At 65.9% G+C, this 25,759-nt stretch carries 27 protein-coding genes, 1 tRNA gene and 1 pseudogene; 19 read left to right on the top strand and 10 right to left on the bottom strand.

Going from position 1 to position 25,759, the window contains the following annotated elements; genetic code table 11:
• Nucleotides 1-26 precede the first annotated feature (26 nt).
• Complete coding sequence (locus tag RYH79_RS00375; RefSeq protein WP_370895178.1) at nt 27-1,817, top strand: methyl-accepting chemotaxis protein; 1,791 nt, start codon at nt 27-29, stop codon at nt 1,815-1,817.
• Nucleotides 1,818-1,855: 38 nt separating this feature from the next.
• The gene (locus RYH79_RS00380) at nt 1,856-2,104 is read left to right on the top strand and encodes a DUF7967 family protein (protein WP_370895179.1); all 249 of its coding nucleotides are present in this window, start codon (nt 1,856-1,858) and stop codon (nt 2,102-2,104) included.
• Here RYH79_RS00380 and RYH79_RS00385 read toward each other — a convergent pair.
• Both RYH79_RS00385 and RYH79_RS00390 read right to left on the bottom strand, forming a co-directional pair.
• Nucleotides 2,101-2,253, bottom strand: coding sequence for a DUF7556 family protein (locus RYH79_RS00385; protein WP_370895180.1), 153 nt, complete (start codon nt 2,251-2,253; stop codon nt 2,101-2,103). The genes RYH79_RS00380 and RYH79_RS00385 overlap by 4 nt on opposite strands.
• Nucleotides 2,254-2,305: 52 nt before the next feature.
• A complete protein-coding gene (locus RYH79_RS00390) occupies nt 2,306-2,725 on the bottom strand; it encodes a UPF0146 family protein (protein WP_370895181.1) in 420 nt (139 codons plus the stop codon).
• Nucleotides 2,726-2,765: 40 nt separating this feature from the next.
• On the opposite strand from RYH79_RS00390, the gene RYH79_RS00395 reads away from it, so the two are divergent.
• Both RYH79_RS00395 and RYH79_RS00400 read left to right on the top strand, forming a co-directional pair.
• Nucleotides 2,766-3,287 (top strand): archaemetzincin family Zn-dependent metalloprotease, encoded by a 522-nt coding sequence (locus tag RYH79_RS00395; protein WP_370895182.1) that lies wholly within the window; start codon nt 2,766-2,768, stop codon nt 3,285-3,287.
• 94 nt (nt 3,288-3,381) lie between these two features.
• Nucleotides 3,382-3,753: a hypothetical protein gene (locus RYH79_RS00400; RefSeq protein WP_370895183.1), complete on the top strand. Its 372-nt coding sequence runs from the start codon at nt 3,382-3,384 to the stop codon at nt 3,751-3,753.
• A gap of 6 nt (nt 3,754-3,759) precedes the next feature.
• Here RYH79_RS00400 and RYH79_RS00405 read toward each other — a convergent pair whose 3' ends face one another.
• The 4 genes from RYH79_RS00405 to RYH79_RS00420 form a co-directional block, all read right to left on the bottom strand.
• Nucleotides 3,760-4,530: a hypothetical protein gene (locus RYH79_RS00405; RefSeq protein ID WP_370895184.1), complete on the bottom strand. Its 771-nt coding sequence runs from the start codon at nt 4,528-4,530 to the stop codon at nt 3,760-3,762.
• A 5-nt stretch (nt 4,531-4,535) separates the two neighbouring features.
• Nucleotides 4,536-5,036, bottom strand: coding sequence for a sigma factor-like helix-turn-helix DNA-binding protein (locus tag RYH79_RS00410; protein WP_370895185.1), 501 nt, complete (start codon nt 5,034-5,036; stop codon nt 4,536-4,538).
• Nucleotides 5,037-5,269: 233 nt separating this feature from the next.
• Nucleotides 5,270-7,099, bottom strand: coding sequence for a ribosome biogenesis/translation initiation ATPase RLI (locus RYH79_RS00415; RefSeq protein ID WP_370895186.1), 1,830 nt, complete (start codon nt 7,097-7,099; stop codon nt 5,270-5,272).
• A 3-nt stretch (nt 7,100-7,102) separates the two neighbouring features.
• A complete protein-coding gene (locus RYH79_RS00420) occupies nt 7,103-7,411 on the bottom strand; it encodes an EMC6-like membrane protein (protein ID WP_370895187.1) in 309 nt (102 codons plus the stop codon).
• A gap of 126 nt (nt 7,412-7,537) precedes the next feature.
• On the opposite strand from RYH79_RS00420, the gene RYH79_RS00425 reads away from it, so the two are divergent.
• On the top strand, nt 7,538-7,831 hold the full coding sequence (locus RYH79_RS00425) for a winged helix-turn-helix transcriptional regulator (RefSeq protein WP_370895188.1): 294 nt from the start codon (nt 7,538-7,540) through the stop codon (nt 7,829-7,831).
• A gap of 54 nt (nt 7,832-7,885) precedes the next feature.
• On the opposite strand, the gene RYH79_RS00430 is transcribed toward RYH79_RS00425, so the two are convergent.
• Complete coding sequence (locus RYH79_RS00430) at nt 7,886-9,346, bottom strand: ribonuclease FAU-1 family protein (protein WP_370895189.1); 1,461 nt, start codon at nt 9,344-9,346, stop codon at nt 7,886-7,888.
• 177 nt (nt 9,347-9,523) lie between these two features.
• Here RYH79_RS00430 and RYH79_RS00435 point away from each other — a divergent pair, with 177 nt between their 5' ends.
• The 5 genes from RYH79_RS00435 (at nt 9,524) to RYH79_RS00455 (ending at nt 14,263) form a co-directional block, all read left to right on the top strand.
• A complete protein-coding gene (locus tag RYH79_RS00435) occupies nt 9,524-10,627 on the top strand; it encodes an archaeosine biosynthesis radical SAM protein RaSEA (protein WP_370895190.1) in 1,104 nt (367 codons plus the stop codon).
• A gap of 56 nt (nt 10,628-10,683) precedes the next feature.
• Nucleotides 10,684-11,094, top strand: a complete 411-nt coding sequence (locus RYH79_RS00440; protein WP_370895191.1) for a DUF6978 family protein — start codon at nt 10,684-10,686, stop codon at nt 11,092-11,094.
• Nucleotides 11,091-11,870, top strand: coding sequence for a DUF1828 domain-containing protein (locus RYH79_RS00445; protein WP_370895192.1), 780 nt, complete (start codon nt 11,091-11,093; stop codon nt 11,868-11,870). The genes RYH79_RS00440 and RYH79_RS00445 overlap by 4 nt, the downstream gene beginning before the upstream one ends.
• 59 nt (nt 11,871-11,929) lie before the next feature.
• On the top strand, nt 11,930-13,033 hold the full coding sequence (locus RYH79_RS00450; RefSeq protein ID WP_370900702.1) for an aminotransferase class I/II-fold pyridoxal phosphate-dependent enzyme: 1,104 nt from the start codon (nt 11,930-11,932) through the stop codon (nt 13,031-13,033).
• Between the two features lie 693 nt (nt 13,034-13,726).
• Nucleotides 13,727-14,263, top strand: coding sequence for a hypothetical protein (locus RYH79_RS00455; RefSeq protein ID WP_370895193.1), 537 nt, complete (start codon nt 13,727-13,729; stop codon nt 14,261-14,263).
• A 338-nt stretch (nt 14,264-14,601) separates the two neighbouring features.
• Here RYH79_RS00455 and RYH79_RS00460 read toward each other — a convergent pair.
• Nucleotides 14,602-14,674 (bottom strand) — tRNA-Asp (locus tag RYH79_RS00460).
• Nucleotides 14,675-14,935: 261 nt separating this feature from the next.
• Between RYH79_RS00460 and RYH79_RS00465 the strand changes: the two genes are divergently transcribed.
• From RYH79_RS00465 to RYH79_RS00495, 7 genes and pseudogenes are all read left to right on the top strand, one after another.
• Entirely contained in the window at nt 14,936-15,166 is a 231-nt protein-coding gene (locus tag RYH79_RS00465; RefSeq protein ID WP_370895194.1) for a DNA-directed RNA polymerase subunit H, read from the top strand.
• Between the two features lie 11 nt (nt 15,167-15,177).
• Nucleotides 15,178-16,746, top strand: coding sequence for a DNA-directed RNA polymerase subunit B'' (locus RYH79_RS00470; protein ID WP_370900704.1), 1,569 nt, complete (start codon nt 15,178-15,180; stop codon nt 16,744-16,746).
• Nucleotides 16,747-16,752: 6 nt separating this feature from the next.
• A complete protein-coding gene (rpoB, locus tag RYH79_RS00475; RefSeq protein WP_370895195.1) occupies nt 16,753-18,579 on the top strand; it encodes a DNA-directed RNA polymerase subunit B in 1,827 nt (608 codons plus the stop codon).
• Nucleotides 18,580-18,582: 3 nt separating this feature from the next.
• The gene (locus tag RYH79_RS00480; protein ID WP_370895196.1) at nt 18,583-21,510 is read left to right on the top strand and encodes a DNA-directed RNA polymerase subunit A'; all 2,928 of its coding nucleotides are present in this window, start codon (nt 18,583-18,585) and stop codon (nt 21,508-21,510) included.
• A pseudogene (locus RYH79_RS00485) lies at nt 21,503-21,763 on the top strand (DNA-directed RNA polymerase subunit A''); the annotation flags it as partial. The gene RYH79_RS00480 and the pseudogene RYH79_RS00485, both read left to right, overlap by 8 nt.
• The gene (rpoA2, locus tag RYH79_RS00490) at nt 21,755-23,335 is read left to right on the top strand and encodes a DNA-directed RNA polymerase subunit A'' (RefSeq protein WP_370900706.1); all 1,581 of its coding nucleotides are present in this window, start codon (nt 21,755-21,757) and stop codon (nt 23,333-23,335) included. The pseudogene RYH79_RS00485 and the gene rpoA2, both read left to right, overlap by 9 nt.
• A gap of 100 nt (nt 23,336-23,435) precedes the next feature.
• Nucleotides 23,436-23,855, top strand: a complete 420-nt coding sequence (locus RYH79_RS00495) for a NusA-like transcription termination signal-binding factor (protein ID WP_370895197.1) — start codon at nt 23,436-23,438, stop codon at nt 23,853-23,855.
• 14 nt (nt 23,856-23,869) lie between these two features.
• Here RYH79_RS00495 and RYH79_RS00500 read toward each other — a convergent pair whose 3' ends face one another.
• Nucleotides 23,870-24,292, bottom strand: coding sequence for a DUF4149 domain-containing protein (locus RYH79_RS00500; RefSeq protein WP_370895198.1), 423 nt, complete (start codon nt 24,290-24,292; stop codon nt 23,870-23,872).
• Between the two features lie 81 nt (nt 24,293-24,373).
• Complete coding sequence (locus RYH79_RS00505; protein ID WP_370895199.1) at nt 24,374-24,568, bottom strand: hypothetical protein; 195 nt, start codon at nt 24,566-24,568, stop codon at nt 24,374-24,376.
• 235 nt (nt 24,569-24,803) lie between these two features.
• Here RYH79_RS00505 and RYH79_RS00510 point away from each other — a divergent pair, with 235 nt between their 5' ends.
• Nucleotides 24,804-25,517: an AbrB/MazE/SpoVT family DNA-binding domain-containing protein gene (locus RYH79_RS00510; protein WP_370895200.1), complete on the top strand. Its 714-nt coding sequence runs from the start codon at nt 24,804-24,806 to the stop codon at nt 25,515-25,517.
• On the top strand, nt 25,514-25,750 hold the full coding sequence (locus RYH79_RS00515; RefSeq protein ID WP_370895201.1) for a hypothetical protein: 237 nt from the start codon (nt 25,514-25,516) through the stop codon (nt 25,748-25,750). Before RYH79_RS00510 ends, RYH79_RS00515 begins: the two co-directional genes overlap by 4 nt.
• The last annotated feature ends 9 nt before the right edge of the window (nt 25,751-25,759 follow it).

The raw sequence follows: 25,759 nt of genomic DNA on the forward strand, positions 1-25,759 counted from the left end.
AGACGACCGACGGTGTCGACCGGTGTATGCGGCTGTTCAGCCGGGTACGCGACTGGTTCACCGACTCCGACCGCGAGGACGGGCCACCGCCCCACGAGCCCGTCGGGAGCGGCCCAGCCGCTGCACCCGCCGACACGGAACGGGACGACGGCGCGGGTAGGCTCGCGGCCGACGGCGGCTCGTCCCCCTCCACGGACGACACGCCCGCCGTCACGGTCGAGAGCGGGGACACGACCGCCCACGACGACACGGCGTCGACGACGGACGACCCGCCGGCCACCGACGACGAGGAGACGGCGTCGACCGACGAGAGAGACGAGAGGAGTGAGAGAGACGAGGAGGCGGAAGACGAACTGAACGTCGACGACGACCTCCTGCTCGACAGCATCGGCTCCCCGGTGTTCATGCTCGACACGGACGGGGAGGTCGTCGCCTGGAACACGACGGTCGCCGACATGACCGGCGTCACCGACGAGACGGCGCTGGGTCGAGACGGCGTGGACGACCTGTTCTACGCCGACGGTCGCTCCGACCAGACGCTCGCACAGCAGGTGTTGGAGGCGCCGGAGTCGGCCGACGAGACGTTCGACGTGCAGCTGCGCGACCCGGAGCTGCTCGTGTACGCCACCGACGAGCGGGTGGTCGACCCGTCGGGGGAGACCCACCACTGCGAGGTGACCGCTCGGCCGTTGTTCGAGGACGGGGAGTTCGTCGCCGTCGTCCAGACGGTGATCGACAACACCACCGAGGTCCGTCGGCGCGAGTCCGTCGAGAGACTCGTCGACGAGGTTCAGGCCACGCTCCGGGAGCTGATGTCGGGCAACCTCGACGCCCGGGCCAGCTTCGTGGACGAACACGACTGTCTGGACGACGAGCTGATCGGTGTGGTCGACGAGCTCAACCAGACGGCCGAGACGTTCCAGGAGACGGCGACGGCCGTCGACAGCCAGGCCACGCGGCTCAAGCAGGCGGTCGACCGCGCGAACGAGGCCGCCCAGCGGATCGCCCAGAACGTCGGCGACCAGAACGAACTGCTGGAGGAGGGGGTCTCGGAGATGCAGACGTTCTCCGCGTCGATGGAGGAGGTCGCCGCCACGGCCGAACAGGTGGACCAGGCGGCAGAGCAGGCCCGAGAGGCCGCCCGTGACGGGCTGGAGACCTCCGAGAGCGCCCGCGAGGCGACCGACGAGGTGACGGAGATCGGCCAGGAGCTGGTGGACTCCGTCACGCAGTTGGGCGAGCGGATGGACGAGATCGAGGAGGTCGTCGAGGTGATCTCCGACGTGGCCGACCAGACGAACCTGCTGGCGTTGAACGCCAACATCGAGGCCGCCCGGGCGGGCGAGGAGGGCGACGGGTTCGCCGTCGTCGCCGAGGAGGTCAAGAGCCTGGCAGACGAGACCCGGAGCCACACGGAAGACATCACGGAGAACATCGAACAGCTCCAGGCGGAGACGGCCGACACCGTCACCGCCGCAGAGCAGTCTCACGACCAGATCACCCACGCCGCGGCCCAGATCGAGGACGTGCTCGCGGCCTTCGAGGAGATCGCCGACGCCATCGACGAGGCCGCCGACGGCATCGCGGAGGTGTCGCGCGCCACGGACGACCAGGCGGCGACGGTGGAGGAGCTCACGTCGACCATCGAGGACGTGCGCGAGCGCTCCGACCAGACGGAAGACGCCGCCTTAGAGATCGTGGAGGCGACGGAACAACAGGACGACGCGATCGACGACCTCTCCGACCGGGTTGCGGACCTGCGCGGTGACGCCGTCACCGACGGCGGCCACCGTGGCGCGACCGACCCGGCGGAGTGAGCGGTACTGTTTACTCCGACGCGCCGCCACGCGGCAGTATGCGACTGTGGCTCGTCGAACGCTCCTTCGACACGAGAAACAGCGTCACGCTCACGTACGCGACCACGGACGGTGGGCAGCGCTACCGAATCCAGGCGACCGTCGACAGACTGTCACGCGACCCCGCGACCGCGGCCGTCGCCCGCGACGAGGAGGCCGTGACGACCACGCCCGAGTCCGACCGGTCGCAGTACGCCGCCGAGGCGACCCGGATGGCCGAGCGTCACGACCCGGACGACACGGTCTAACACCAGTCACGGAGCGTCGGCGCCTCCCCCTCGCCGACGGCGAGCCAGGCGTCGTCACGCGCGATGTCGGCGATGACGAACTCGGCGCTCGCCTCGTCTAACGCCGCGACGACCTCCCCGTCGCTCACCTCCGTGGCAGGCTGTGACATGGTTGTGACTGCGACTCACAGCAACTTAAACACGTCGGAACGTCGCCGGCGTTCACGGCGATTGGACGGTGTACAGGGTCTCTCCGCCCGCGAGCGGGGTCCGGTCGACCGGGACGGTCGGGGGGTCGCCGCCGAGCGTGGTGAACTGGCAGTCGGCGTCGACGGCGTCCGCGACGGTCGCCAGCGGACGGTGTAGCTCCGGGGGACACGACAGCGCGTAGACGGCCGCGACGCGGTACGGTGCCCCCGGCCCTTCGCCACGGCGGGCGCGGCCGGCGGCCGCGACCACGTCGTCGCGGTAGAACGACACCTCGTCGGGAACGGACCGCGGGACTACGTCGGTAGCGGCGACGCTCACGCCGCGCTCGGCCAGCAGTCGCGCGACGCCGGGTCGGCGGCCGACCCCCACCTCACAGACGGAGTCGTAGTCGGACAGAGAGTCTGCGACGCGGCGACGACGGTCACTGCACACGGGCGAGAAACTTATGAGCCACCCTCACAAAAGTAGCTCTATGCTCGTCGACATCGTGCCCGTCGGGGAGGTCCCCCCGCAGGTCAAGCGGGAGGCGTCGTCTGCCCTCCGCAACATCTACGACTACGAGGTGACCGTACACGACGAGCAGCGTGTGCCCGAGGGTGCGTACGACCGGAGCCGCGATCAGTACCGCGCCGAGCAGTTCATCGAACTCGTCTCCCGGGTCGGTGGCGGCGAGAAGAACATCGGGGTGACTGCACAGGACCTCTACTACCGCCGCCGCAACTACGTGTTCGGGCTGGCGTACCTCAACGGCGACGGCTCCGTCATCTCCACCCACCGTCTCCAGACTCCGTCCGACGGCGGTATTTCCACCAAGCCCGCCAGCGAGGTGTTCACGGACCGCGTCCGCAAGGAGATCGTCCACGAGATCGGCCACACTCTCGGGCTGGAGCACTGCGACGACAACCGCTGTGTGATGAGCTTCTCCCCGACCGTGCGCGAGGTCGACCGGAAAGAAGAGACGTTCTGCGGGACGTGTTCGCGGGAAGTGCGGTGAGCGGAGGCGGACCACCTGCCGCCTCGTCTCCCGTGCGACTGATCTCCAGGAAGCAACAGGACTCTTTATGCTTGAAAGTTGAATATTGAAACGAATGACAGACGAGTACCACATCCTGTGGGCACCCGAGCAGCGTGTCTCGGAGAGCCATGCCGAGTCCGTTCTGGAGTCGATCGACCGCCAGATCGAGGCCCAGACGAACGAGACGGTGTCCGTCGAACGTGTCGAGAGCTTCGACATCGGCGTTGGCGCTGTCGTCGGACCGTTCCTGATCGGCGTCGGGGCGAGCCTCGCCGCCGAGGCGATCCTGACGGCGCTCAGGTCGTACCCCGACACGGAAGACACCGAAGTGTACATTCACGGTGAAATTGAGGGCGACACGGACGAGTCGATAGCCTTCGAAGTCGACGGCGCAGACGAGGTCGAGATCGAAGTAGACCTTGCCGTGGCCGACGAGGAAGAGTGACTCTCGTCACACCTCGACAATCGTTCTGAGACGAGGGCTCAGGTTCTCGTGTCCTAACAGTTTGTCTACTCGACTGACTGCTTCGGGGGCGATCCGGAGCGCTGCCTCGGGCTCGATACACATCGACTCGAACACGCAGGCGAACTGCTCTGACTCTCTCCGTTCGTTCCGCAGCCCCTCAACGTCGGCCTCTGGCGGATCGTACGGCCCTTCGAGACGCTCGGCGAGCCGGCGAGCACCGCGTGACTGCGGTGGCTCGTGAAACACATCGACACCCTGTTGTGTCCGATCCTCCGGTTGGAGACTATCGTACACTGCGTGTCCGACCTCGTGTGCGAGAACTGGCCCGCGGCGACAGGCGAGAAACGGCGCCTCGGTGTCTGCCAGTTTGACCCGATCAACCCCAGGGAGGTACCACCCGAACACCTGCTCGGGGAGGTCGGCAGCCCTGTCGACCGACGAGACGAGACCGACCGACGCCACGATTTCCACCGCCCGCTCGGCACGTTCCGCAAGCTCATCGTGTGGAATGGTGTCCACGTGCGGGAAGTCCAGGTCGCCTGCTCTCTCCCGCCACTCGTCGATATCGCGCGTCAGCGGTTCGTTGGACTGCTCGTCTCTTTGTCGACTCTCCCGGTCACGGCTCTGGTGGTATCTGGTCGCCTCCTTCCGGACCTCCTCCCCGCCCCGAAGGAGGAACGGTGAGTCTTCGGGGCCGAACCGCTCGGACCCGTCTCCGAGTTGCTCGATCTGTCCGTCCAACTCGAAACGACGCATCTCGATTACGGCTTGATTCGCCGTCGTGTCTCCACGAACTGTTCGGCGTCCTCGACACTGTCTCGTGCGGCGTACAGGTGACTGTCGACAGTGGACGGCTCGACTCCCAACACGGTCGCCGTCTCGCCGCGACTGAACTCGTGTACGTCGCGGAGCGCGTAGACGTGTGCCTGCTTCACGCCCAACACGTCTGTCTGTGACAGCTCCCAGGCGTCTCGCAGCGCCGTTCCGAGCGGCGAGAGTTCGTGTTCGAGCGATAACTGGTCGAAGGCGCGTGCGTTGTGAGCAATCACATGACTGTCACAGTCGACTGCCGTCTCCGGGACCACCATCGCACGCTGTTCGTCGTACGAACCGATCACGACATCTCTGGACGCGGTGGTGTAGTAGGCCGGCCGTCCGGTGAGTTGGCTGTCGCTGTCGGTGATTCGTCCGATCAGGAACGCCTCCTGATCGTCGTGGTACAGTCTGTATCCGTCGAAGGCCGTCTGATCTGTTAGAGACATGGTTGTGTGCTCGTCCTTGTGGGTCTCCCGTGTTTGCTACTAAATGGTGGCAATTACTTAGACCTTGTGCCCACTACGGCCACGCCCGGGCTGTAGAGGTGTCCGGGATCGAGTCGACGACAGACGATCGACAACGAGCGGTGTGTACGCCGCTGCCGGAGCCCCGTCACAGAAAGGGTCTCACCCCGACAGATCCTGACCCGACCGCGTGACCTCGGAGGGGCCGCCGCCGATCAGTCCGTGTAGTAGTACTCCCCGTCGCGCTTCTGTTGGCTGTCCAGCTGCGACCCGGGCTTGTTGATCCGGGGACGACCGGTGCGTTCGTCGCGCCGGAAGGTGATGTCCAAGTCCGCGAGGAACTCGTTCATGCCGTCGCGCATCCCCTGGGGTTCGCTGGCGTGACCGCGCTCGGCGGGCTCGCCGTCGAACACCATCAGCCGGTCGGCCAGGAGATCGACCATGTAGATGTCGTGGTCGATCACCATGACGGTCGCGTCGTTGTGTTCGGCGTACCGTCGGATCGCGGTCGTCGCCTGGACCCGTTGTTCCACGTCGAGGTGGGCCGACGGCTCGTCCAAGAGGTAGAGGTCGGCGTCCTCGGAGATGGTGGCGGCGATAGCGACGCGCTGCCGTTCCCCGCCCGAGAGGTCCGTCAGGCGTTGCTCCATGAGGCGGTTGAGTTGGAGCGGTCGGGCCACCTCCGTGTCCCAGTAGGAGGTGCCGAACTCGTCGGTGATCGACGAGAGGAACGTGTCCACCCGCATCTGGCGGTCGATGTCGATGTACTGTGGCTTGTAGGCGATCTCCAACTCCGTGTCGAGACTCCCCTCTGTGGGCTCCAACTGGCCGGCGAGCATCTTCGCCAGCGTCGACTTCCCGATTCCGTTGGGCCCGACGACCCCCAGCACCTCCCCCTCGTTGATCGTCCCAGGGTCGACGGACAGGGAGAAGGCGTCGTCGCCGTACGACTTCTCCAGGGCGGGGTACTCCAGGAGCGGTCGGCTGGTCGTCGACTCCTGGGGGGCGTGTTCTTCGAACTCGATGGCCTCCTGGCGGATCCGCATGTTCTCGTTGTCGAGGTAGCCGGAGAGGTACTCGTTGATCCCGTTCCGGACGGACTTGGGGTCCGTGACGACACCGTACGCTCCGGGCTCACCGTAGGTGACGTGGAGCGTGTCTGCCAGGAGGTCGAGGATGGCGAGATCGTGTTCGACGGCCATCACGGCGCGGTCCTCGTCGTCGGCCAGTTCCCGGACGAGCCGGGCGGCTGTCATCCGTTGGCCGACGTCCAGGTACGGCGTGATCTCGTCGAAGAAGTAGAACTCCGCGTCTCGACAGAGGGTGGCCGTCAGGGCGACCCGTTGGAGTTCGCCGCCGGAGATGTCGTCGATGTGACTGTCCATCACGGTCTCGATGTTCAGCCGTTCGACGGTCTCGTCCAACACGCCCCGTTCGTCGGTCGTCCGCAACAACTCCTGCACCTCGCCGTCGAACTGCTCGGGGATCTGGTCGACGTACTGCGGCTTGCGGGCCACCTCGATCTCGCCGTCGATGATCCGCTCGACGTACGTCTGGAGCTCCGTCCCGCGGACACGTTCCAACACGGCCTCCCAGGAGGCCTCCTCGTCGTGGACGCCACGGTTCGGGACGAGTTCCCCCGCGAGCATCCGAACTGCAGTCGACTTCCCGATCCCGTTGGGGCCCAGGATACCCGTGACGCCGCCGGACTCCGGCACCGGCAGCCCGTACAGTCCGAACGCGTTCTCCCCGTAGCGGTGGATCGGATCGTCTTCCAGCTCCGACGGGAGGTTGATGATCTCGATGGCGTCGAACGGACACTTGTCGACACAGATCCCACACGACTCACCCAGACAGATCTCCTCGGAGATCCAGATCTGGTCCGGTCCGCCCTTGTACGGTTCGTCCTGCCCGTACCGTTCCTCGCGGGTGGTGATACAGTCCTTTCCAGTTCGATTCGGCGGACAGTAGTTCGAACACTCGTAGTTACAACGGTCGGGCTGACACCGATCCAAGTCCACGACCGCGATGCTGTCGTCCGCCACGGCTCACACCCCAGTCGACAGCAGGATCGCGTAGGAGATGAACCAGAACGTGAACGTCATGAACCCGACGTAGAGGTTGTCCTTGATCCCGAACTCCCCGATGTCCACGCCGACGAGCTTCAGGACTGGGTACTGTGCGAACAACGCGACCGCCAACACCAGCAACGGCTGACGGCTCTGTGCCACGGACACCTCGACTCCGAACACCTGTGCGGAGACGAGCGCGGCGGCGATCCCGCCGACGCAGGCGAGGGTCGTCACCGTCACGCCCCGCATGTGATCGGAGAGTCCGGAGGCGTTCTCGGTAGCCATGCGTGAGGCTGCGTGAGCCGGCGACTAAAGCAGTTCGCTCCACCGACGCCGGCCCGTGCCCTCCGTGTGTCGGACACACACGCGAGTCGTCAAGCTTTAACACACTGGGTGTTTCGAATCGTAACGATGGCCGAATCCGACGAGGAGACACTCGACGACCTGCCGCCGAGTGCGAAGCTCGTGTTCAAGGTACTGGAGTACAACGGCTCGCTGACACAGAAAGGAATCGTCGAGGAGTCGATGCTGTCGGCGCGGACGGTGCGGTACGCGCTGGAACGGCTGGAGAACATCGGTGTCGTCGACGAGGACGTCTACTTCGCCGACGCTCGCCAGAACCTGTACCAGCTGACCGACGACGGCGTCGACAGCGTCCCGGGCGACTCCCACCCCCACGGGAAGGAGTCGGAACAGGAGGCGTAACCGACCACCCGTCACCGTCGCCCGCGACGACCGCCAGTGGCGACGCGGTGACAGTCACTCCAGTGCTCGTTCGACGCTCGCGGCGACCGCCCGTGCTCGGTCTGCGGTCTGTTCTCGGAGGTGTCCGGCGGCGACTGCCTCGTCTAACTCCGCGTCGTCGACCCGTCTGACGACGCCGTCCGAACCACGCACCACGTCGACGTGGAGGTCGACGTAACGCACCCCGTCCGGGAACACCTCGACGGGCGTACAGACGTTGACGTACGTCCCCTTCCGCTCGCCGTCCGCGCTCCGGTACACCGTCGGGTACCACCACCGTCCCTCGCGGAACTTCGTCACGGCCACGTCCCCCTGCTCGCGGGGCACGTCCAAGGCGTCGTACGTGCCGCCGGCGGACATCGCGCGTTCGAGCGCGACCGTCCCGTCCGACTCCTTGTCGGTCACCTCGCCGCGCCCCAGCGACACGAGCCGCCCGTCCGGCTTCCCGTGGTCGATCCCGATTCGGTCGCCGACCGTCGGACCGTACTGGTCGGTCACGACGGTGAACGGGAACTCGTCGTCGTCCGTCTCGTCGAACGAACACAACGCCTCCGCCAGGTCGACGCCGCCGCTGGCCGCCCGCGAGGCCGCCTTCGTCCGGTGGTGGCCCGGCATCGTGCTCGTCACCGCCCGGCGGTGGTCGTCCAGCGCGAACCGAGACGCCCGACCGAACCACACCCAGTCCGTCACGGTCGGAGTCGAGAGCGTCGCCGGCGCCGCCGGCGGTGTCTCCGTCGCCGTCTCGATCTCTCCCGCCGTCTCGCTCGCCCGGTCGAGACTCGCCTCCAGCGCGTCCAGCCCCGCCTCGGACGCGTCGCGGTTCCACTCGACCCCCCAGCCGTCCGGCGTCGACGTGTCGAGCAGGTCCGTCATCCCGGCGAGCTCCCTGGCGGCGGCCTCGTCGCCGCCGCGGACGCGGGTGTCCGACCGGCCGGCGACGAGTCGCCCCAGCCCGCCCGGCGCCGACAGCTGTGTCGTCAGCTCCGGGCGGTCGTCCCCCCACGGCGCGGTCGCCGCAGTCACCTGGACGATCAACGTGTCGTCGACGGTGACGTGGTCGTCCGTCTCGCCGTACGGGAGGTAGCCCGTCGCGTCGTGACCGCCGGGGGCGTCGACGCCGAGATCGACGACGGCGCCACCGCCCAGCGTCTCCGTCACCTGGCCGTGGTACACCGCGTGCTGCGGGACCGGGTCGCGCCAGGCCAACGTGTCGACGGCGACGGTCAGCGTCGATCGGAGTTCGTCGACGGCCGTCGGCGTCCCGTGGACGGCGACGCCCTGGCGGTCCGGCCCGGTCTCGATCAGGGCGTCGAACGGCGCGACCGGGAACTCCCGGTCGAACCGCCGCCGGATCGGCGGCGACGCCTGTGTCACGTCGTGACCCGCCTCGCCCAACAGCCGAGTGATCGCGGTCGTGTAGATGCCGCGAACCTTCACCCGGCGCGGCTCCGTCGCGTCACCGGCGGCTTCGGTCACGCTTCCCCCGTTCGGCCCCGTCTCGTCTGCCCGTGTGTGTCGTGGTCGCGCATTCGAGGCGTGGTTCGCCGGCGACGGGCTTGAACGGTTGCGGTTCGGGACGGCGGAAGCCGAGCGCTGCGCTCCCGGGAGGGCCGGACCCGACTCCTTTTGCCCACGCGCTGCCACCGTCCGACAATGAGTCAGTCGGAGCCGACACCCGAGGTGTACGAACAGGACCGCGGGATGGACGCCCACAACGAGGTGATGCGGGAGATTCGCGCCGAGAAGGACGCCAGCTACGACCCACACGAGCCCACCCGAGTGTGGCTCGACGAGGACAACACCCCGGACGGCGTGGTCCAGTCGCTGACGATCATCCTCAACACCGGCGGCTGTCGGTGGGCTCGCGCCGGCGGCTGTACGATGTGTGGCTACGTCGCCGAGAGCGTAGAGGGTGGATCGGTCACCCACGACGCGTTGATGGACCAGATCCAGGTCTGTCTCGACCACGAGCGCGAGGAGGCCGACGAGCCCGCGGAGCTGATCAAGATCTACACCTCCGGGTCGTTCTTGGACGAACGCGAGGTGAGCGCCGAGACCCGCCGCGCCATCGCCTCCGAGTTCGCCGACCGCGAACGGATCGTCGTGGAGTCGTTGCCGGACTTCGTCGCCGCCGACAAGCTCCGCGACTTCACCGACCGCGGAATCGCGACCGACGTGGCCGTCGGGCTGGAGACCGCCACCGACCGCGTCCGCCACGACTGTGTCAACAAGTACTTCGACTTCGCCGACTTCGAGACCGCCTGTACGACGGTCCGGACAGTCGACGCCGACCCCGACACCGCCGACGCCGGCGTGAAGGCGTACCTCCTCATGAAGCCGCCGTTCCTCTCGGAGGCGGAGGCCGTAGAGGACATGGTGTCGTCCGTCCGTCGGTGTGGCGCCGTCGACGGCTGTCACACGGTGTCGATGAACCCCTGTAACGTCCAGCGCTACACGATGGTCGACGAACTCCACTTCCGGGGGGGCTACCGCCCGCCGTGGCTCTGGTCGGTCGCGGCCGTTCTGGAGCGGACGACGGACACGGACGCCATCGTCGTCTCCGACCCCGTCGGCCACGGCTCCGACCGCGGCGCCCACAACTGCGGCGAGTGTGACGACCGCGTCCAGAAGGCGATCAAGGACTTCAACCTCCGCCAGGACCCGAGCGTGTTCGACCAGGTGTCGTGTGACTGCGAGCGCACCTGGGAGCTGGTGTGTGAGGAAGGGAGCAGCTACGCGCAGCCGATCGTGGACTGAGTGGGTCGTTCCCGCGTCAGGTATATGTGACTACGCGATTCGTTCTATGCGAGAAGATGGTCACGAAGTCTCGAATAGACGAAATATACGAGATGGAGAAGGTGATCGAGGAGGACTGGACCTGGGAGCGACGCGGCTCGAACCACGTCGGCGAGGCGACGGTGTACTGCATGAACGAGGATGTCACGCTCGTCCTGAAGGCGTGGAAGCGGGAGTCGTACGGGTTCTGTCTCCTCTACAAGAGCTCCAAGGTCGTCCGCCGCTGGGACAACTCCACACCACACACCAATCCCGACGGAAAGGTAATCAACGAGCCACACAAACACTACTGGGATGAGGAGTACGAGGACAAGTTCGCGTACGCCGTCGACGACGTTGCGACCGACAACGTCGATCAGGCGTTCTGGGACTTCCTCGACGAGTGCAACATCGAACTCAAAGGGTCGTACCAGGAGGAACTCGCATGAACTGTGACCGCCTGATCACGGCGCTCGCCGGGAGGCTCGAAGAGGCAACGATCGCACAGAGTGATGGGAACGAGTGCAAGCTCACCGTTCCATTCGAGCGAGTCGATCACGACGCTATCTCGCTGTGGGTCCGGTCGACCGATGGGGGATACCACATCACGGACCAAGGAGAGACGTACGGAATGCTCTACCTCTCTAACGTCACACTCGATCAAGAGCGGCGGAAACGCCGACTCAACAGCATCAGAGAGCGCTACGATCTGGAGAGTGCCAAGTACGAGATCAGTCTCTACGCAAACGACAACGACCTTGGACAACGGCTGTTGGACGCGATTCAGGCAGTACAGTCGATCTCACACCTCCTGTTCACTCGCCAGAAGTACACACAGTCGGACTTCCAGAGTGATGTCGGCGAGTACCTGTCGTCCGAAGGGTACAGCTACAACACGAACTCCAAAGTCACCGGTGCGAGCGACGACCACCGGGTCGACTTCGAGGTGACGGCCGAGCGTCGGGCACTCGTCGAGACGCTCCACGCCGAGAACGTCTCTACGGTCCGGAACATGGCCCAGCGGACTGCGTTCAAGTGGATCGACCTGCGCACGGCAGACCCACAGTTGACGCTCGTCTCCGTCGTTGACGACGAGTCCGGTGAGTACGACGCTCGTGCAGAGCGGATTCTCGACCAGTACTCCGACGAGCTCGTCACTTGGTCTGGACGTGCCCGGCTGTCGGACGTGCTCGGCAACCCCGACACCCAGGCAGGCGCAGACTGACTCCCCGTCTGTCTCCGGGGTCGGTACTGTTTCCAACGGTGGAGACGACTGGAGACACGATGGAAATCGAGCCGTTCGCCCTCGAACGCTGGTTCGACGAACACGAACACGACGCCGACATCATGCTCGCGGAGTCGGGCATCCGATCGCTGCCCGCCGACCGCTTCGATCTCGACCCGGGGAAGCTCGGGTACGTCATCCCGACGGACGGCGACCCGGAGTTCCGCGCCGAGATCGCGGCGCGCTACGGCCGCGGTCCCGACGAGATCGCGTTCACCGTCGGCACCCAGGAGGCGAACTTCCTGACGTTCCTCGCGACGCTGTCTTCGCCCGCGCCACCGGGGGGCGACGGCCCCGGGACCGGCACGGACGCCGTCGTCGTCACGCCGACGTACCAGGCGCTGTACAGCGTCCCGGACGCCATCGGCGACGCCATGAGCGTCCCCCTCGAACCGCCGACGTGGGAACTGTCTGTCGACCGCGTCGCCGAGGCCGTCGACGACGACACCGCGGTGATCGTCCTCAACAACCCCAACAACCCTACCGGTCGCTACCACGACGAGGGTCGGGTCCGGGCGCTGTACGACCTCGCGGCCGAACACGACGCCTACCTCCTGTGTGACGAGGTGTACCGCGGGCTCGCCGACGACCCGCTCCCGCCGGTTGCGAGCCTCGGCGACCACGGGATCTCGACCACCAGTCTGACGAAGGCGTACGGACTCGCCGGCGCCCGCTTCGGCTGGCTCGCCGGCTCGCCCGGAGTCGTCGACGCCGCCGTCCGGTGGAAAGACTACACCACGATCTCCCCGTCGTTGTTCGGCCAACACGTCGCCGAGCAGGCCCTCGGCGATCGAGAGGGCGACATCCTCTCGGAGAACCGTGCGTTGGCCCGCGAACACCACGACATCGTCGCCGACTGGATCGCAGACCACGACTTGGACTGGCACGACCCGGTCGGCGTCAACGCCTTCCTGACGGTTCCCGACGGGTTCGACGGCTCCCGCGCGTTCTGCCGGGCGGTCGTCGAAGAGGCGTCCGTCGTGCTCGCGCCCGGCGACGCCTTCGGCTGCGACGACTACTTCCGGCTCGGCTTCGGCCACGAGACCGAGCAGCTAGAGGAGGGGCTGGCGCGCGTGGGCGAGGTGATCGAGTCGCGGCGGTGAAGGGTGGGCCGCTGACTCTTCCCGACCGATGTCCAGTCTCTGGTCGAGTAGGCCGACCGGGTCGGCCGAGACGACCGCTGGCTGTGAGTACGAGAGTCGATACACTGTCTATCGTCGGGAGCAGTCCCCTCTCTGTCCGACTGACGAGGGGGTTCGTTCAGTTTCGAGAGTATCCCCGTGGGTTCGGGACTTGGCAGTGCAGTGGTCACCCCCGCCTCCGAGACGGAGGCCACACACCGACCGGCTCGGCCTCTCTGTCGAGCGACATCTCTACGGACTACCGACAGTCTGACTGCACCGACCTGTCGGGCACAGACAGTACACGACTCACCGAGAAAGTACTTGTACCACTGCTCGTCAACACCAGACGTGAGGCGTCGTCAGGTGCTCGCAGCGCTCGGCGCTGCCACCTTCGTACCCACGGCGGGTTGTGTTGCCGACACCAGTCGGACCGGTGACGAGAGCACACGTACTGACGAGAGTACACATACCGACGGGAACACACTCACTGACGAGACCGACACACCCACGCCGACAGACTCCGGACCACGACGACTCGCTCCGGGAGCGTCCACGACGGTCGCCGGTGGAGTGTCGCTCACGATTGCAGACCCGAGGGTGCGGCGTTCCGTCGTCACACGGCAGTCGTCGTTCTTCGCTGTTCGACGCGAGAGTGGAGTTCAGTTCGTCGTCGTGGACGTGGCGGGTGACACCAACTTCGAGCCGTCGTCGTTCGTCCTGGAACGCGATGGAACGATCCAGTCGCCGCCGCAAGTTCAACAGTCCGTCCGTAGCACCACACGAAGCTGTAGCGGGACGTGTATCGGGATTCCCGTCGACGCCGAGGCCGCAGCGTCTGCCGCCGTCGCGTACCGTCCGGACGGCGTCGTTCGCGGAGTCTGGGAACTCGACGACTCGACCGTCGCCGCGTTCCCGAGAGTCCCCGACGTACGCCTGCGGGACGCGGTCGTCACAGACGAGAGCGGTGACGTGGGGGTCGAACTCACGGTCGACAACGTCGGGGAGAGAGACGGCGTCTTCTCCGGTGTCGTCGCACCTGCGTGGCTGAACGATGCCGGCGAACCGGTCGGCTTCGGAGTTCCCCGAAACGAGACCGTGGTGGAGACGGTCGTTCCGAGCGGTATCCAGCAGCTCGATCCCGACAGTGCCGGGCTCTCCACGACTCCGGCCCCCGATACACGGTACTTCGAAATCGGACCGGACCCCTGACCAGTGTCGCCCCACCGGTATCCGGCGCGGAGAGTGTCTGAACGGGAGTCGAACTCTGGCCGTCGCGCCGCCTCGGCCCTCGACTCGAGCTCCGCACGTCGACAACCACACGCACCCGCGCTTCGTTCCTCGCGGTGAGACTCGCTTCGCTCGTCTCACACGCTCGTCACTCGCCGGCCAGGTCCGCGGAGAAGTACGCCCGAGGCGGGATTTGAACCTCGGTCGCTCGTTCGCTGGCGCTCACTCGCTCCCCGGTTCAAATCCCGCGTACCGCCTTTCTCGATTCCGTGACTCGCTCCTCGCTACGCTCGTCGCTCGTCACTTTGGAATCGAGAAAACGCCCGAGGCGGGATTTGAACCCGCGTCACGACCGTGACAGGGTCGTATGATGGGCCACTACACCACCCGGGCACTTCGCATCCCTCAGTACCGCCGGGTAACTGATAAGGCTTCTTATCCGTGACGACAGTGTGGACTTTCCACACACCGTGCCACAACCTACTTACGTCCCGACCGCCTCGGTTAGGTCGTATCGCTGCGGTTTCCCTAGCACCCCGTATCTACGGCGGTCCGCAAGCGTTAACTGCGACACCTCACAACGTCGCCGTAGCACCTCGTGCAGACTTCTCTCCACAATCCGACGGCCGACGGAGCAAACGACAGGACCGAGACATGGTAGACGTAAGCCAACACGACTTCGTGCCAGACCACACCATCCTCGACGACCCGGACGACGTCGAGGAGGTGTTAGAAGAGTACAACGTGAAGAAGACTGATCTCCCGAAGATCAAGCGGAAGGACCCGGCGCTCCCGCGCGACGCCGAGGCGGGCGACGTGGTCCGTATCGAACGAGACTCCCGAACGACCGACACAGCAGTCGTCTACAGGCTGGTGGTCGAGTGACAGACAGCAACATGGATCGAGAGACACGCCGAACGGTCTCGCGTGAGTACTTCACGCAGGAACGGCTCGCAGAACACCACTTCCGGTCGTTCAACTCCTTCCTCGGCCGGGGGATGCAGGAAGTGGTCGACGAGAAGGAGACCATCGACACGGACATCGGCGACAAGGAGGGCCAGGAGCCGGTGTACGTCGAGCTGGGGGACGTGCGTGTCACGACTCCACGCGTACGTGAAGCGGACGGCTCCGAGGAACTCCTGTTCCCCCAGGAGGCGCGCCTGCGGAACATCACCTACGCCGCTCCGGTGTTCATGGAGATGTCCATCGTCCGCGGCGGTGAGGAGGAACCGGAGACCGTCGTCAACGAGACGGAGACGAAGGTCGGCCGGATGCCGATCATGGTCGGCTCCCAGAACTGCAACATCGCGGACTTCGACGACGACGAGCTCGTCGAGATCGGCGAGGACCCGGTCGACCCCGGCGGCTACTTCATCGTCAACGGCTCCGAGCGCGTGCTGATGACGAGCGAGGACCTCGCGCCCAACAAGATCCTCGCGGAGTACGACTCGAAGTACGGCGACGAGATCCAGGTTGCCAAGACGTTCTCCCAGCGGCGTGGCTACCGCGCGCTCGTCCTCTGTGAGCGCAACCGAGAGGGGCTGCTGGAGGTGTCGTTCCCGTCCGTCTCCGGCTCGGTGAACTTCGTGACCCTCGTGCGGGCACTCGGCCTGGAGTCCGACGAGGAGATCGTCCACCGCGTCTCCGACGACCCGGAGATCGTGAAGTTCATGCTGGAGAACCTGGAGGAGGCCAGTGTCCAGACGGAACAGGAGGCCATCGAGACGCTGGGCGAACGCGTCGCCTCCGGCCAGGGGAAGAACTACCAGCTCAAGCGCGCCAACTACGTGATCGACCGGTACCTCCTGCCCCACCTCCACGAAGACGGGGTCGACGAGGAGGATGTCCGGATCAACAAGGCGTACTACCTCTGCCGGATGGCCGAGGCGTGTTTCGAACTCGCCTTGGACCGCCGGGAGGAGGACGACAAGGACCACTACGCCAACAAACGGCTGAAGGTCTCTGGCGACCTGATGAAGGACCTGTTCCGGACGGCGCTCAACAAGCTGGCTCGGGACGTGAAGTACCAGCTGGAGCGTGCGAACATGCGGAACCGACAGCTCACCGTGAACACGGTCGTCCGGTCGGACGTGCTGACCGAGCGGCTGGAGCACCCGATCGCCACCGGTAACTGGGTCGGCGGTCGCTCCGGCGTCTCCCAGCTCGTCGACCGGACGGACTACATGGGTGTGTTGTCACACCTCCGACGGCTCCGGTCGCCGTTGTCCCGCAGCCAGCCCCACTTCGAGGCGCGTGACCTCCACGCGACCCAGTGGGGTCGGATCTGTCCCTCCGAGACGCCGGAGGGGCCGAACTGTGGGCTCGTGAAGAACTTCGCGCAGGCGATGGAGCTGTCACAGAACGTCGAGGACGAACAGGGGCTGAAACGAGAACTGGCGTCGATGGGTGTCGAGGGGATCCCCGGCATCGAGGGCGTCGAGCGGGCTGGACCCGCAGACGACTGACAACACATGGCACAGGCACAAGACGCGAAAGTGTACGTCAACGGGAGTCTGGTCGGTACACACCCGGACCCCCACCAACTGGCAGAACAGATCCGCGAGGCGCGCCGGCGTGGCGACGTCTCGGACATGGTGAACGTCTCGGTGAAGGAACGCACCGGCGAGGTGATCGTCAACGCAGACGCCGGGCGGGCGCGGCGCCCGCTGATCGTCGTCCAGGACGGCGAGCCGTTGCTGGACGAGGAACACGTCCGGGCGCTGGAAGACCAGGAGATCGACTTCCAGGATCTCGTCCAGGCGGGTGTCGTGGAGTTCATCGACGCCGAGGAGGAGGAGGACATCCTCGTCGCCGTCGACGAGGAAGACGTGACACCCGACACGACCCACCTGGAGATCGACCCGCAGCTGATCTTCGGGATCGGCGCCGGGATGATCCCGTACCCGGAGCACAACGCCAGTCCACGGATCACGATGGGGGCGGGGATGATGAAGCAGTCGCTGGGGCTGCCGGCCGCCAACTACCGCATCCGGCCGGACACGCGCCAGCACCTCCTCCACTACCCCCAGCTGTCGATGGTGAAGACCCAGACGACCGAACAGATCGGCTTCGACGAGCGGCCGGCGGCCCAGAACTTCGTCGTCGCGGTCATGTCCTACGAGGGGTTCAACATCGAGGACGCCCTCGTGATGAACAAGGGGTCGGTCGACCGCGCGATGGCGCGGTCGCACTTCTTCCGGACGTACGAGGGTGAGGAACGACGCTACCCCGGCGGCCAGGAGGACCGGTTCGAACTGCCCTCCCAGGACGTACGCGGCGCTCGCGGCGAAGACGCCTACACCCACCTGGACGAGGACGGGCTCGTCAACCCGGAGACGAAGGTAGACGAGAACTCCGTCCTGCTCGGCAAGACCTCCCCGCCTCGGTTCCTCGAAGAGCCGGACGACATGGGCGGGCTCTCTCCGCAGAAGCGCCGGGAGACCAGCGTGACGATGCGGTCGGGCGAGTCCGGCGTCGTCGACACGGTCACCCTGATGGAGGGTGAAGACGGCTCCAAGCTGTCGAAGGTGTCCGTCCGCGACGAGCGGATCCCGGAGCTCGGCGACAAGTTCGCCTCCCGACACGGTCAGAAGGGGGTCGTCGGCCACCTCGCTCAGCAGGAGGACATGCCGTTCACGGAGGAGGGCGTGGTGCCGGACCTGATCCTCAACCCGCACGCGCTCCCGTCGCGGATGACGGTCGGTCACGTGCTGGAGATGCTGGGCGGCAAGGTCGGCTCGCTGCGCGGCTCGCGTGTCGACGGCACCCCGTTCCAGGGTGAGGAAGAAGAGGAACTCCGTGGCGCCTTGGAGGACCACGGGTTCGAGTCGTCCGGCAAGGAAGTGATGTACTCCGGCGTCACCGGGGAGAAGATCGAGGCGGACATCTTCGTCGGCACCATCTTCTACCACAAGCTGTACCACATGGTGTCGAACAAGCTCCACGCCCGGTCGCGGGGGCCGGTCCAAGTGCTCACCCGACAGCCGACCGAGGGGCGCGCCCGCGAGGGTGGGCTCCGTGTCGGGGAGATGGAACGCGAAGTGCTGATCGGTCACGGGGCGGCGATGGCGCTGAAAGAACGGCTGCTGGACTCCTCGGACAAGGAGACCGTCTACGTCAGCGAGGAGACGGGGATGGTCGCCGTGGAGGACGTCGAGCAACGCCGGATCTACGACCCGGTCAGCGGCAACGAAGACGACATCCACGAACTGGAGATCAGCTACGCCTTCAAGCTCCTCTTAGACGAGATGAAGGCGCTCGGCATCCGACCGAAGCTCGAACTCGAGGACGCAGTCTGACACATGGCAGGACAAACACCAAAGGAGATCGGCGGGATCAGTTTCGGGCTGATGGACCCGGAGACGTACCGGGACATGTCGGCGACGAAGGTGATCACCGCGGACACGTACGACGACGACGGCTACCCGATCGACATGGGGCTGATGGACCCCCGACTCGGGGTCATCGACCCCGGACTGGAGTGTCGCACCTGCGGCAAACACTCCGGCTCGTGTAACGGCCACTTCGGCCACATCGAGCTCGCGGCGCCGGTGATCCACGTCGGCTTCACGAAGCTCATCCGGCGGCTGCTCCGCGCGACCTGTCGGGAGTGTGGCCAGATCGCGCTGATGGACGACGACAAGGAGAAGTACCGCGACAAGCTCGACCGGACGGCTGATCTGGGCGGCGACACGATGGACGTGCTCAAGAGCGCCGTCCGAGAGGCTCGCAAGGCCGACCGGTGTCCCCACTGTGGCGAAGAACAGGCGGACATCAAACACGAGAAGCCGACGACCTACTACGAGGTCCAGGACGTGTTGTCGGGCGAGTACTCGGAGCTGATCGCCGAGGCGATGCAGCCCGGCGAGGACTCCGACGGCACCTCTCCGCACGACCTCGCAGAGGAGACTGGAATCGCCCTGGACCGGATCAACCAGATCATGTCCGGGGAGTTCCGCCCCCGGGAGGACGACCGGAAGGCCATCGAGAAGGCGTTGGACGTCGACCTCACGGAGGAGGACATGAACAAGCTGATGGCCTCGGACATCCGCGACTGGTTCGAGGACATCCCGGGCGAGGACATCGAGGCCATCGGCGTCGACCCCGACCAGGCCCGGCCCGAGTGGATGATCCTGACGGTGCTGCCGGTGCCGCCGGTGACGGCGCGACCGTCGATCACGCTGGACAACGGCCAGCGTTCCGAAGACGACCTCACCCACAAGCTGGTGGACATCATCCGGATCAACCAACGGTTCATGGAGAACCGTGAGGCCGGCGCTCCCCAGCTCATCATCGAGGACCTCTGGGAGCTGCTCCAGTACCACGTCACGACGTTCATCGACAACGAGATCAGTGGGACGCCGCCGGCGCGCCACCGCTCCGGCCGCCCGCTGAAGACGCTGTCCCAGCGGCTGAAGGGGAAGGAGGGTCGGTTCCGTGGCTCCCTGTCCGGCAAGCGGGTGAACTTCTCCGCCCGGACCGTCATCAGCCCGGACCCGACGCTGTCGCTGAACGAGGTCGGGGTGCCCGAACGGGTCGCCGAGGAGATGACCCAGACGATGAACGTCTCCGAGCGCAACCTGGATCAGGCACGACAGTACGTCTCCAACGGGCCCGAGGCACACCCCGGTGCCAACTACGTGAAGCGGCCGGACGGCCGGCGGCTGAAGGTGACGGAGAAGAACTGCGAGGAGCTGGCAGAGAAGGTCGAGGCCGGCTGGGAGGTGAACCGTCACCTCGTGGACGGTGACATCGTGATCTTCAACCGCCAGCCGTCGCTCCACCGGATGTCGATTATGGCCCACGAGGTCGTGGTGATGCCGTACAAGACGTTCCGGCTGAACACGACCGTCTGTCCGCCGTACAACGCGGACTTCGACGGCGACGAGATGAACATGCACGCGCTCCAGAACGAGGAGGCGCGTGCGGAAGCCCGTGTCCTGATGCGCGTCCAAGAACAGATGCTGTCGCCGCGGTTCGGCGAGAACATCATCGGCGCGATCCAGGACCACATCTCCGGGATGTACCTCCTCACCCACGACAACCCCCAGTTCAACGAGACACAGGCGTTGGACCTGCTCCGGCAGACCTCCATCGACGAGCTGCCGGCGCCGGACGGGGAAGACGAGGAGACCGGTCGGCCGTACTGGACCGGCCAGACGATCTTCTCACAGCTCCTCCCGGACGACCTGGACCTGGAGTTCGTCTCCGAGGCGGGCGACGATGTCGTCATCGAGGACGGCGAACTGAAGCAGGGGACCATCGACTCCGCGGGCGTGGGCGACTTCGGCAGCGACATCGTCGACACCCTGACCAAGGTGTACTCGAAGACCCGCGCTCGGGTGTTCGTCAACGAGGTCGCCGCGCTGGCGATGCGGACGATCATGCACTTCGGCTTCTCCATCGGGATCGACGACGAGTCGCTCCCGCCGGAGGCGGACGCCCAGATCGACGAGGCGATCCAGAACTCCCGCGACCGGGTGAACGAGCTGATCGAGACGTACGAGAACGACGAGATCGACTCGCTGCCCGGCCGGACAGTCGACGAGACGCTGGAGATGAAGGTGATGCAGACGCTGTCGCAGGCGCGTGACTCCGCCGGCGACATCGCCGAGGACTACCTCGACGAGGAGAACCCGGCGATCATCATGGCCGCCTCCGGCGCGCGTGGGTCGATGCTGAACCTCACGCAGATGGCCGGGCTGGTCGGCCAGCAGTCCGTCTCCGGCGAACGGATCAACCGTGGCTACGAGAACCGGACGCTGTCGCACTTCCCGGAACACGACCTGTCGGCGGACGCCCACGGGTTCGTGGAGAACTCCTACCGCTCGGGCCTGTCGCCCAAGGAGTTCTTCTTCCACGCGATGGGTGGCCGCGAGGGGCTGGTCGACACGGCCGTCCGGACCTCGAAGTCCGGCTACCTCCAGCGCCGGCTGATCAACGCGTTGTCGGAGCTGGAGGCGCAGTACGACGGCACCGTCCGGAACACCTCCGGGACGGTCGTCCAGTTCGAGTTCGGCGAGGACGGCACCTCGCCGGTGAAGGTGTCCTCCTCGGAGGAGGGTGACATCGACGTCGACCAGATCGCAGAGCGGATCGTCGACGCGGAGTTCGAGTCCGAGGCGGACAAAGAACGGTTCATCGGCAGCCGCGAACCGCCGACGAACCTCTCGGAGTACGCCGGCCCGGGCCTCGACAAGGCCGGCACGGGGGTGGGCTCGGATGACTGACCCCGCCGCCGACCGCTACGACCACGTCGACGAGGAGGTCGAACTCGTCGTCGAGGACACGGAGCTCCCCCGTCGCCTGAAGGATCAGGTGTACGAGACCATCGAGGACCGCGAGGGCGTCACCACGGAAGAGGCCGACGAGATCGCCCAGGCGACGGAGTCGCGGTACGTCGACACGCGTGTCGACCCGTTGGACCCCGTCGGCACCGTCAGCGCACAGAGCATCGGGGAACCCGGGACGCAGATGTCGATCCCGCACGACGAGCGTGTCGTCGTCCGTCGCGGCGGGCAGACCGACGTGACGGCAATCGGCCCGTTGGTCGACGAGGTCGTCGCGTCCAACGAGTCGCGCACGGTCGACGACCACGAGGTCGCGCTCGCGCCAGACTCGCTGGAAGTGCCGAGTCTCCGTCCTGACGGGACGCTGACTTGGAAGACGGTCGAAGAAGTAAGCCGCCACGACGCGCCGGCGGAACTGCTGGAGTTCGAACTGGCGTCCGGTCGGTCCGTCCGCGCGACGAAGGCGCACTCGTTCGTCGTCGAGCGTGACGACGAGATCGTCCCGATCCGCGGCGACGAACTCGAAGTCGGAGCCGAGCTTCCCGTCACAGGCGAGTTCGACTCCGAGACGGACTCTGTCGGTCTCGACGCCTTCGAGACGGTCGCCACAGATGGTGCGGGCGCGGTCGCGGTTTCCGAGACCGACGAGATCCGCGGCGATGTCGACTGGGACCGGATCACGAACATCCGCACGGTCGAGACGGAGTACGACTACGTCTACGACTTCTCCGTCGCCGGACTGGAGACGTTCACGACGGCCGAGGGTGTCGTGACCCACAACACGATGAACACGTTCCACTTCGCGGGCGTCGCGGAGATGGACGTGACCCAGGGGCTGCCCCGACTGATCGAGCTCGTGGACGCCCGGAAGGAGCCGGACACGCCGGTGATGGTGGTCCGGCTGGAGGGTGAGTACGCGGAAAACCGCGAGAAGGCCCACGAGGTCGTCTGGCAGATCGAGGCGACGAAGATCCTCGCACTGGGCGACGTGTCCACGAACGTCGCGGACATGCGGGTGTCCGTCGACCTGAACGAGGAGACGTTGTTGGAACGGTGGCCGACCCACGACGACGCGACGGAGGTCGCGGGGATGATCGCCGAGACGATCGAGTCGAACCTGGGCGTCGAGACGGTCCAGCGCGGCACGGTCGTCCAGTTCGGTCCGGACGAACCCAGCTACCGGGAACTGCTCCAGTTGGTCGAACAGCTCCGGGAGATCACGTTCAAGGGGATCGAAGAGGTCTCCCGCGTGGTCATCCGGAAGGAGGAGGCCGAAGACGGCGGCGACGAGGAGTTCGTCCTCTACACGGAGGGGTCGGCGTTCAGCGACGCGTTGGAGATCGAGGGCGTCGACGCCTCCCGGACGACGTGTAACAACATCCACGAGATCTACCGGACGCTGGGCGTGGAGGCTGCACGGGAGTCCATCATCGACGAGACGATGGACACCCTGGAAGAGCAGGGGCTGGGCGACGTGAACGTCCGCCACCTGATGCTCGTCGCGGACATCATGACGAACCAGGGGACGGTAGAGTCCATCGGTCGTCACGGGATCTCCGGGTCGAAGGAGTCCGTCCTCGCGCGGGCGGCGTTCGAGGTGACGGTCAACCACCTGCTCGACGCCGCGATCCAGGGCGAGGTGGACGACTTAGACGGCGTGATCGAGAACGTGATCGCCGGCAAGCCGGTCGCCATCGGCACCGGCGACGTCGACCTCCGGATGGGGTCGACCGGCGACGTAACACAGCCGTCGGCGGACGACTGACGCGGGTCGGGTCGGCCTCGCCCGGCCACTTCCGTGACGAACAGCCACACAGACACACGCGATTCCGTTCACTCACAGTTCACTCTCAGTCTCACCGACCATGCGCATCGAACTCACCGACGAGGCCCGACGGTACGCGAGCCGCTTCGCCGACGTGACCGGCGTGACGCCGAACGACTGTCTCGTCCGCGAGGACGGCGACCGACTGGTGGTAGTCGTCCCGGCCGGACAGAAGGGCGAGGCGGTCGGCCCGGCGGGTGCGACCGTCGCCCGGGCGGAGGAGCTGCTGTCGACGGAGATCGACGTGGTGGAAGACGCCGAGACGGCGGCGGCGTTCGTCGCCAACGCGCTGGCGCCCGCGGCAGTCCGGGGCGTCACCGTCTCCAGCCAGGGGGTGGCGTTCGCGGAGGTACGACCGGCAGACCGTGGCGTCGCCATCGGCGAGGACGGCCGGACCATCGAGATGGCCAGAGAGCTCGTCGCGCGTCACCACGACGTGGACGACGTGGAGTTGGCGTGAGACCACCTGCGCTGTCAGAAGTAGAGCCCGACGAACGCCACCCCGCCGCCCAGCAGCCCGAGCGCGTCGACGAGCACGGACTGGCGGTGGTGGCGTTCGTCGGCCGCTTCCTCGGCGAACGCCGGGGCGAGCCGGACGCTGGCGTAGCCGGCGGCGGCGACGGCGACGAGCCCCGCGAGGACGGAGACCACGACGAACGTGTCGAACCCGTCCAACAGACCGACGGTGACGACCGCGAGCGTGCCGACGGCGCTCGACGCGAAGCCGAACTGGTACTGTCGCGGAAACAGATCCGCTAGCACCTCTCGGGCGGACTCGCGGGCGAGGAGGTCGAACGACCGCGGCACCGCGAGAAACGAGAGAGCGAGCGTCGCGCCGAGCCAGAGCCCGAAGGCGAGCCCGGCGACCAGTCGCGCGAGCGAGGCCAGCGTCTCCATGTCCGCCCGTCCGGCCGGCCGGCGCTTCAACGTCCCGCTTCCGACGCGGTCAGGCCGCCGGAGGGGGGCGGAGCGTCCGTCTCAGCGCCCGCGCTGGAACACGCCCTGCGCGCTCGGGCGGTCGGTCGCCTCGTGCGTCTCTCCGGCGTGTCCCTCCGTCTCCTCGGTCTCCTCCGACGGCGTCTCTGCCGGTGGCCCACGGGTGAACACACCCTGTGCAGTCACTGTCTCTCGTCGGTGCCGTTCCGTGTCGTCCGCGTCCGTGTTGTCTGTCATCGTTGGGGCGAGTGGGCACGGGCTCCCGCGGCCCGTGTTACTCTGTAACACAGCGCACGCGCTACAGGATAATAAACTCACTGGCGAGTACCCAATCTTGCGAGATTGACCCGTTTGTGCTGTCTGCATAACTTTCGGCCCAAATTAGGATGAACGGGATAGACGCAATTGATCGATCCGCTGATCGACCTACCGCTCCGACAGATTTTTTTTACCGGCTGCCTGACTGGCGACCATGACGAGTCAACAAACTTCGACGGCTAATTCTGGCACTCAGCCAGATGGAGATGGGTGGGTGAGAGGTAGCTACACGATGCGTGGAAGCGACTCTAGTTCTGACGGAGTCAATGGAACTATCGTCACTGGTGCAGAGATGAGAGAGGAGGCTGGCGTTGCCCCCGGCGAGGAGGCAGAACTGTACGTTGTAAACAGCGGAAGCGCCGTGAGGACTGTCAGAAGCTTCCACAACACGGGGAACACCGTCACCATCCCGCTTGAGGTGCGTCAGAAGCTTTCGCTGTCCGAGGGTGACGAGATCGAGTTCTGGGTCCGGGATCATGATGACGACGACACACAGGCGGAGCTGCAGGATCCCGACGTACACAGCAGACCAGCAAGCGATGAGGACGACGTACTCTACCTGCTGACTAATCTTGACCCGATGAAGTACCACCTTGTTCTCTCGCAATCCCCAGAGGTGACCATGTGTGGGAAATCACTCGGGGGAGCCGAGTTCCGCGTCAGCGAAGAAGAGCCCGGTGAGATCCTGGACAGGTGTCTCAACTGTGTGCTTGAGTCCGACCGACCGATGCGGAAGGACGAACTAGTCCAGTGGCTCGCCGACGAGGTCGGCTTCGACAACACGACAGGCTCGAGTGGGAACCTCAACAAGGAACAGATGAGAGAGACTGTGGAGCACATCCGCTCCCTCCGTGGAGGTGATAGATGACTGACCTCCCGCTGGTGCCGCTGTTGAGACAGGTGAACTCAGAGTTGGCCTTCACCGCCGCTATTGGGTTCCTACTCATGATCGCGGGCTCGCGTCTGTCGACCGGTCTACTCCGGATTCTGCTGGTGTGCTCCGGCCTCATCGTCCTGCTTCTCTCGGTCGTCGTGATGATCGTGTTCAAACTCGACAGAGAAAGTCAGGCCAATCAGACGAATAGGCAACCTGACGACTAAAGCGACGCC

Source organism: Halobaculum sp. MBLA0143, from assembly GCF_041361465.1.
In the GTDB taxonomy this organism is placed as follows: Archaea; Halobacteriota; Halobacteria; order Halobacteriales; family Haloferacaceae; genus JAHENP01.

Coding starts and splice junctions, on each gene's coding strand:
- RYH79_RS00375 (WP_370895178.1), top strand. CDS start 27: ATGCGGCTGTTCAGCCGGGTACGCGACTGGTTCACCGACTCCGACCGC.
- RYH79_RS00380 (WP_370895179.1), top strand. CDS start 1,856: ATGCGACTGTGGCTCGTCGAACGCTCCTTCGACACGAGAAACAGCGTC.
- RYH79_RS00385 (WP_370895180.1), bottom strand. CDS start 2,253: ATGTCACAGCCTGCCACGGAGGTGAGCGACGGGGAGGTCGTCGCGGCG.
- RYH79_RS00395 (WP_370895182.1), top strand. CDS start 2,766: ATGCTCGTCGACATCGTGCCCGTCGGGGAGGTCCCCCCGCAGGTCAAG.
- RYH79_RS00400 (WP_370895183.1), top strand. CDS start 3,382: ATGACAGACGAGTACCACATCCTGTGGGCACCCGAGCAGCGTGTCTCG.
- RYH79_RS00405 (WP_370895184.1), bottom strand. CDS start 4,530: ATGCGTCGTTTCGAGTTGGACGGACAGATCGAGCAACTCGGAGACGGG.
- RYH79_RS00410 (WP_370895185.1), bottom strand. CDS start 5,036: ATGTCTCTAACAGATCAGACGGCCTTCGACGGATACAGACTGTACCAC.
- RYH79_RS00420 (WP_370895187.1), bottom strand. CDS start 7,411: ATGGCTACCGAGAACGCCTCCGGACTCTCCGATCACATGCGGGGCGTG.
- RYH79_RS00425 (WP_370895188.1), top strand. CDS start 7,538: ATGGCCGAATCCGACGAGGAGACACTCGACGACCTGCCGCCGAGTGCG.
- RYH79_RS00435 (WP_370895190.1), top strand. CDS start 9,524: ATGAGTCAGTCGGAGCCGACACCCGAGGTGTACGAACAGGACCGCGGG.
- RYH79_RS00440 (WP_370895191.1), top strand. CDS start 10,684: ATGGTCACGAAGTCTCGAATAGACGAAATATACGAGATGGAGAAGGTG.
- RYH79_RS00445 (WP_370895192.1), top strand. CDS start 11,091: ATGAACTGTGACCGCCTGATCACGGCGCTCGCCGGGAGGCTCGAAGAG.
- RYH79_RS00450 (WP_370900702.1), top strand. CDS start 11,930: ATGGAAATCGAGCCGTTCGCCCTCGAACGCTGGTTCGACGAACACGAA.
- RYH79_RS00465 (WP_370895194.1), top strand. CDS start 14,936: ATGGTAGACGTAAGCCAACACGACTTCGTGCCAGACCACACCATCCTC.
- RYH79_RS00470 (WP_370900704.1), top strand. CDS start 15,178: ATGGATCGAGAGACACGCCGAACGGTCTCGCGTGAGTACTTCACGCAG.
- rpoB (WP_370895195.1), top strand. CDS start 16,753: ATGGCACAGGCACAAGACGCGAAAGTGTACGTCAACGGGAGTCTGGTC.
- RYH79_RS00480 (WP_370895196.1), top strand. CDS start 18,583: ATGGCAGGACAAACACCAAAGGAGATCGGCGGGATCAGTTTCGGGCTG.
- rpoA2 (WP_370900706.1), top strand. CDS start 21,755: ATGTCGATCCCGCACGACGAGCGTGTCGTCGTCCGTCGCGGCGGGCAG.
- RYH79_RS00495 (WP_370895197.1), top strand. CDS start 23,436: ATGCGCATCGAACTCACCGACGAGGCCCGACGGTACGCGAGCCGCTTC.
- RYH79_RS00500 (WP_370895198.1), bottom strand. CDS start 24,292: ATGGAGACGCTGGCCTCGCTCGCGCGACTGGTCGCCGGGCTCGCCTTC.
- RYH79_RS00505 (WP_370895199.1), bottom strand. CDS start 24,568: ATGACAGACAACACGGACGCGGACGACACGGAACGGCACCGACGAGAG.
- RYH79_RS00510 (WP_370895200.1), top strand. CDS start 24,804: ATGACGAGTCAACAAACTTCGACGGCTAATTCTGGCACTCAGCCAGAT.
- RYH79_RS00515 (WP_370895201.1), top strand. CDS start 25,514: ATGACTGACCTCCCGCTGGTGCCGCTGTTGAGACAGGTGAACTCAGAG.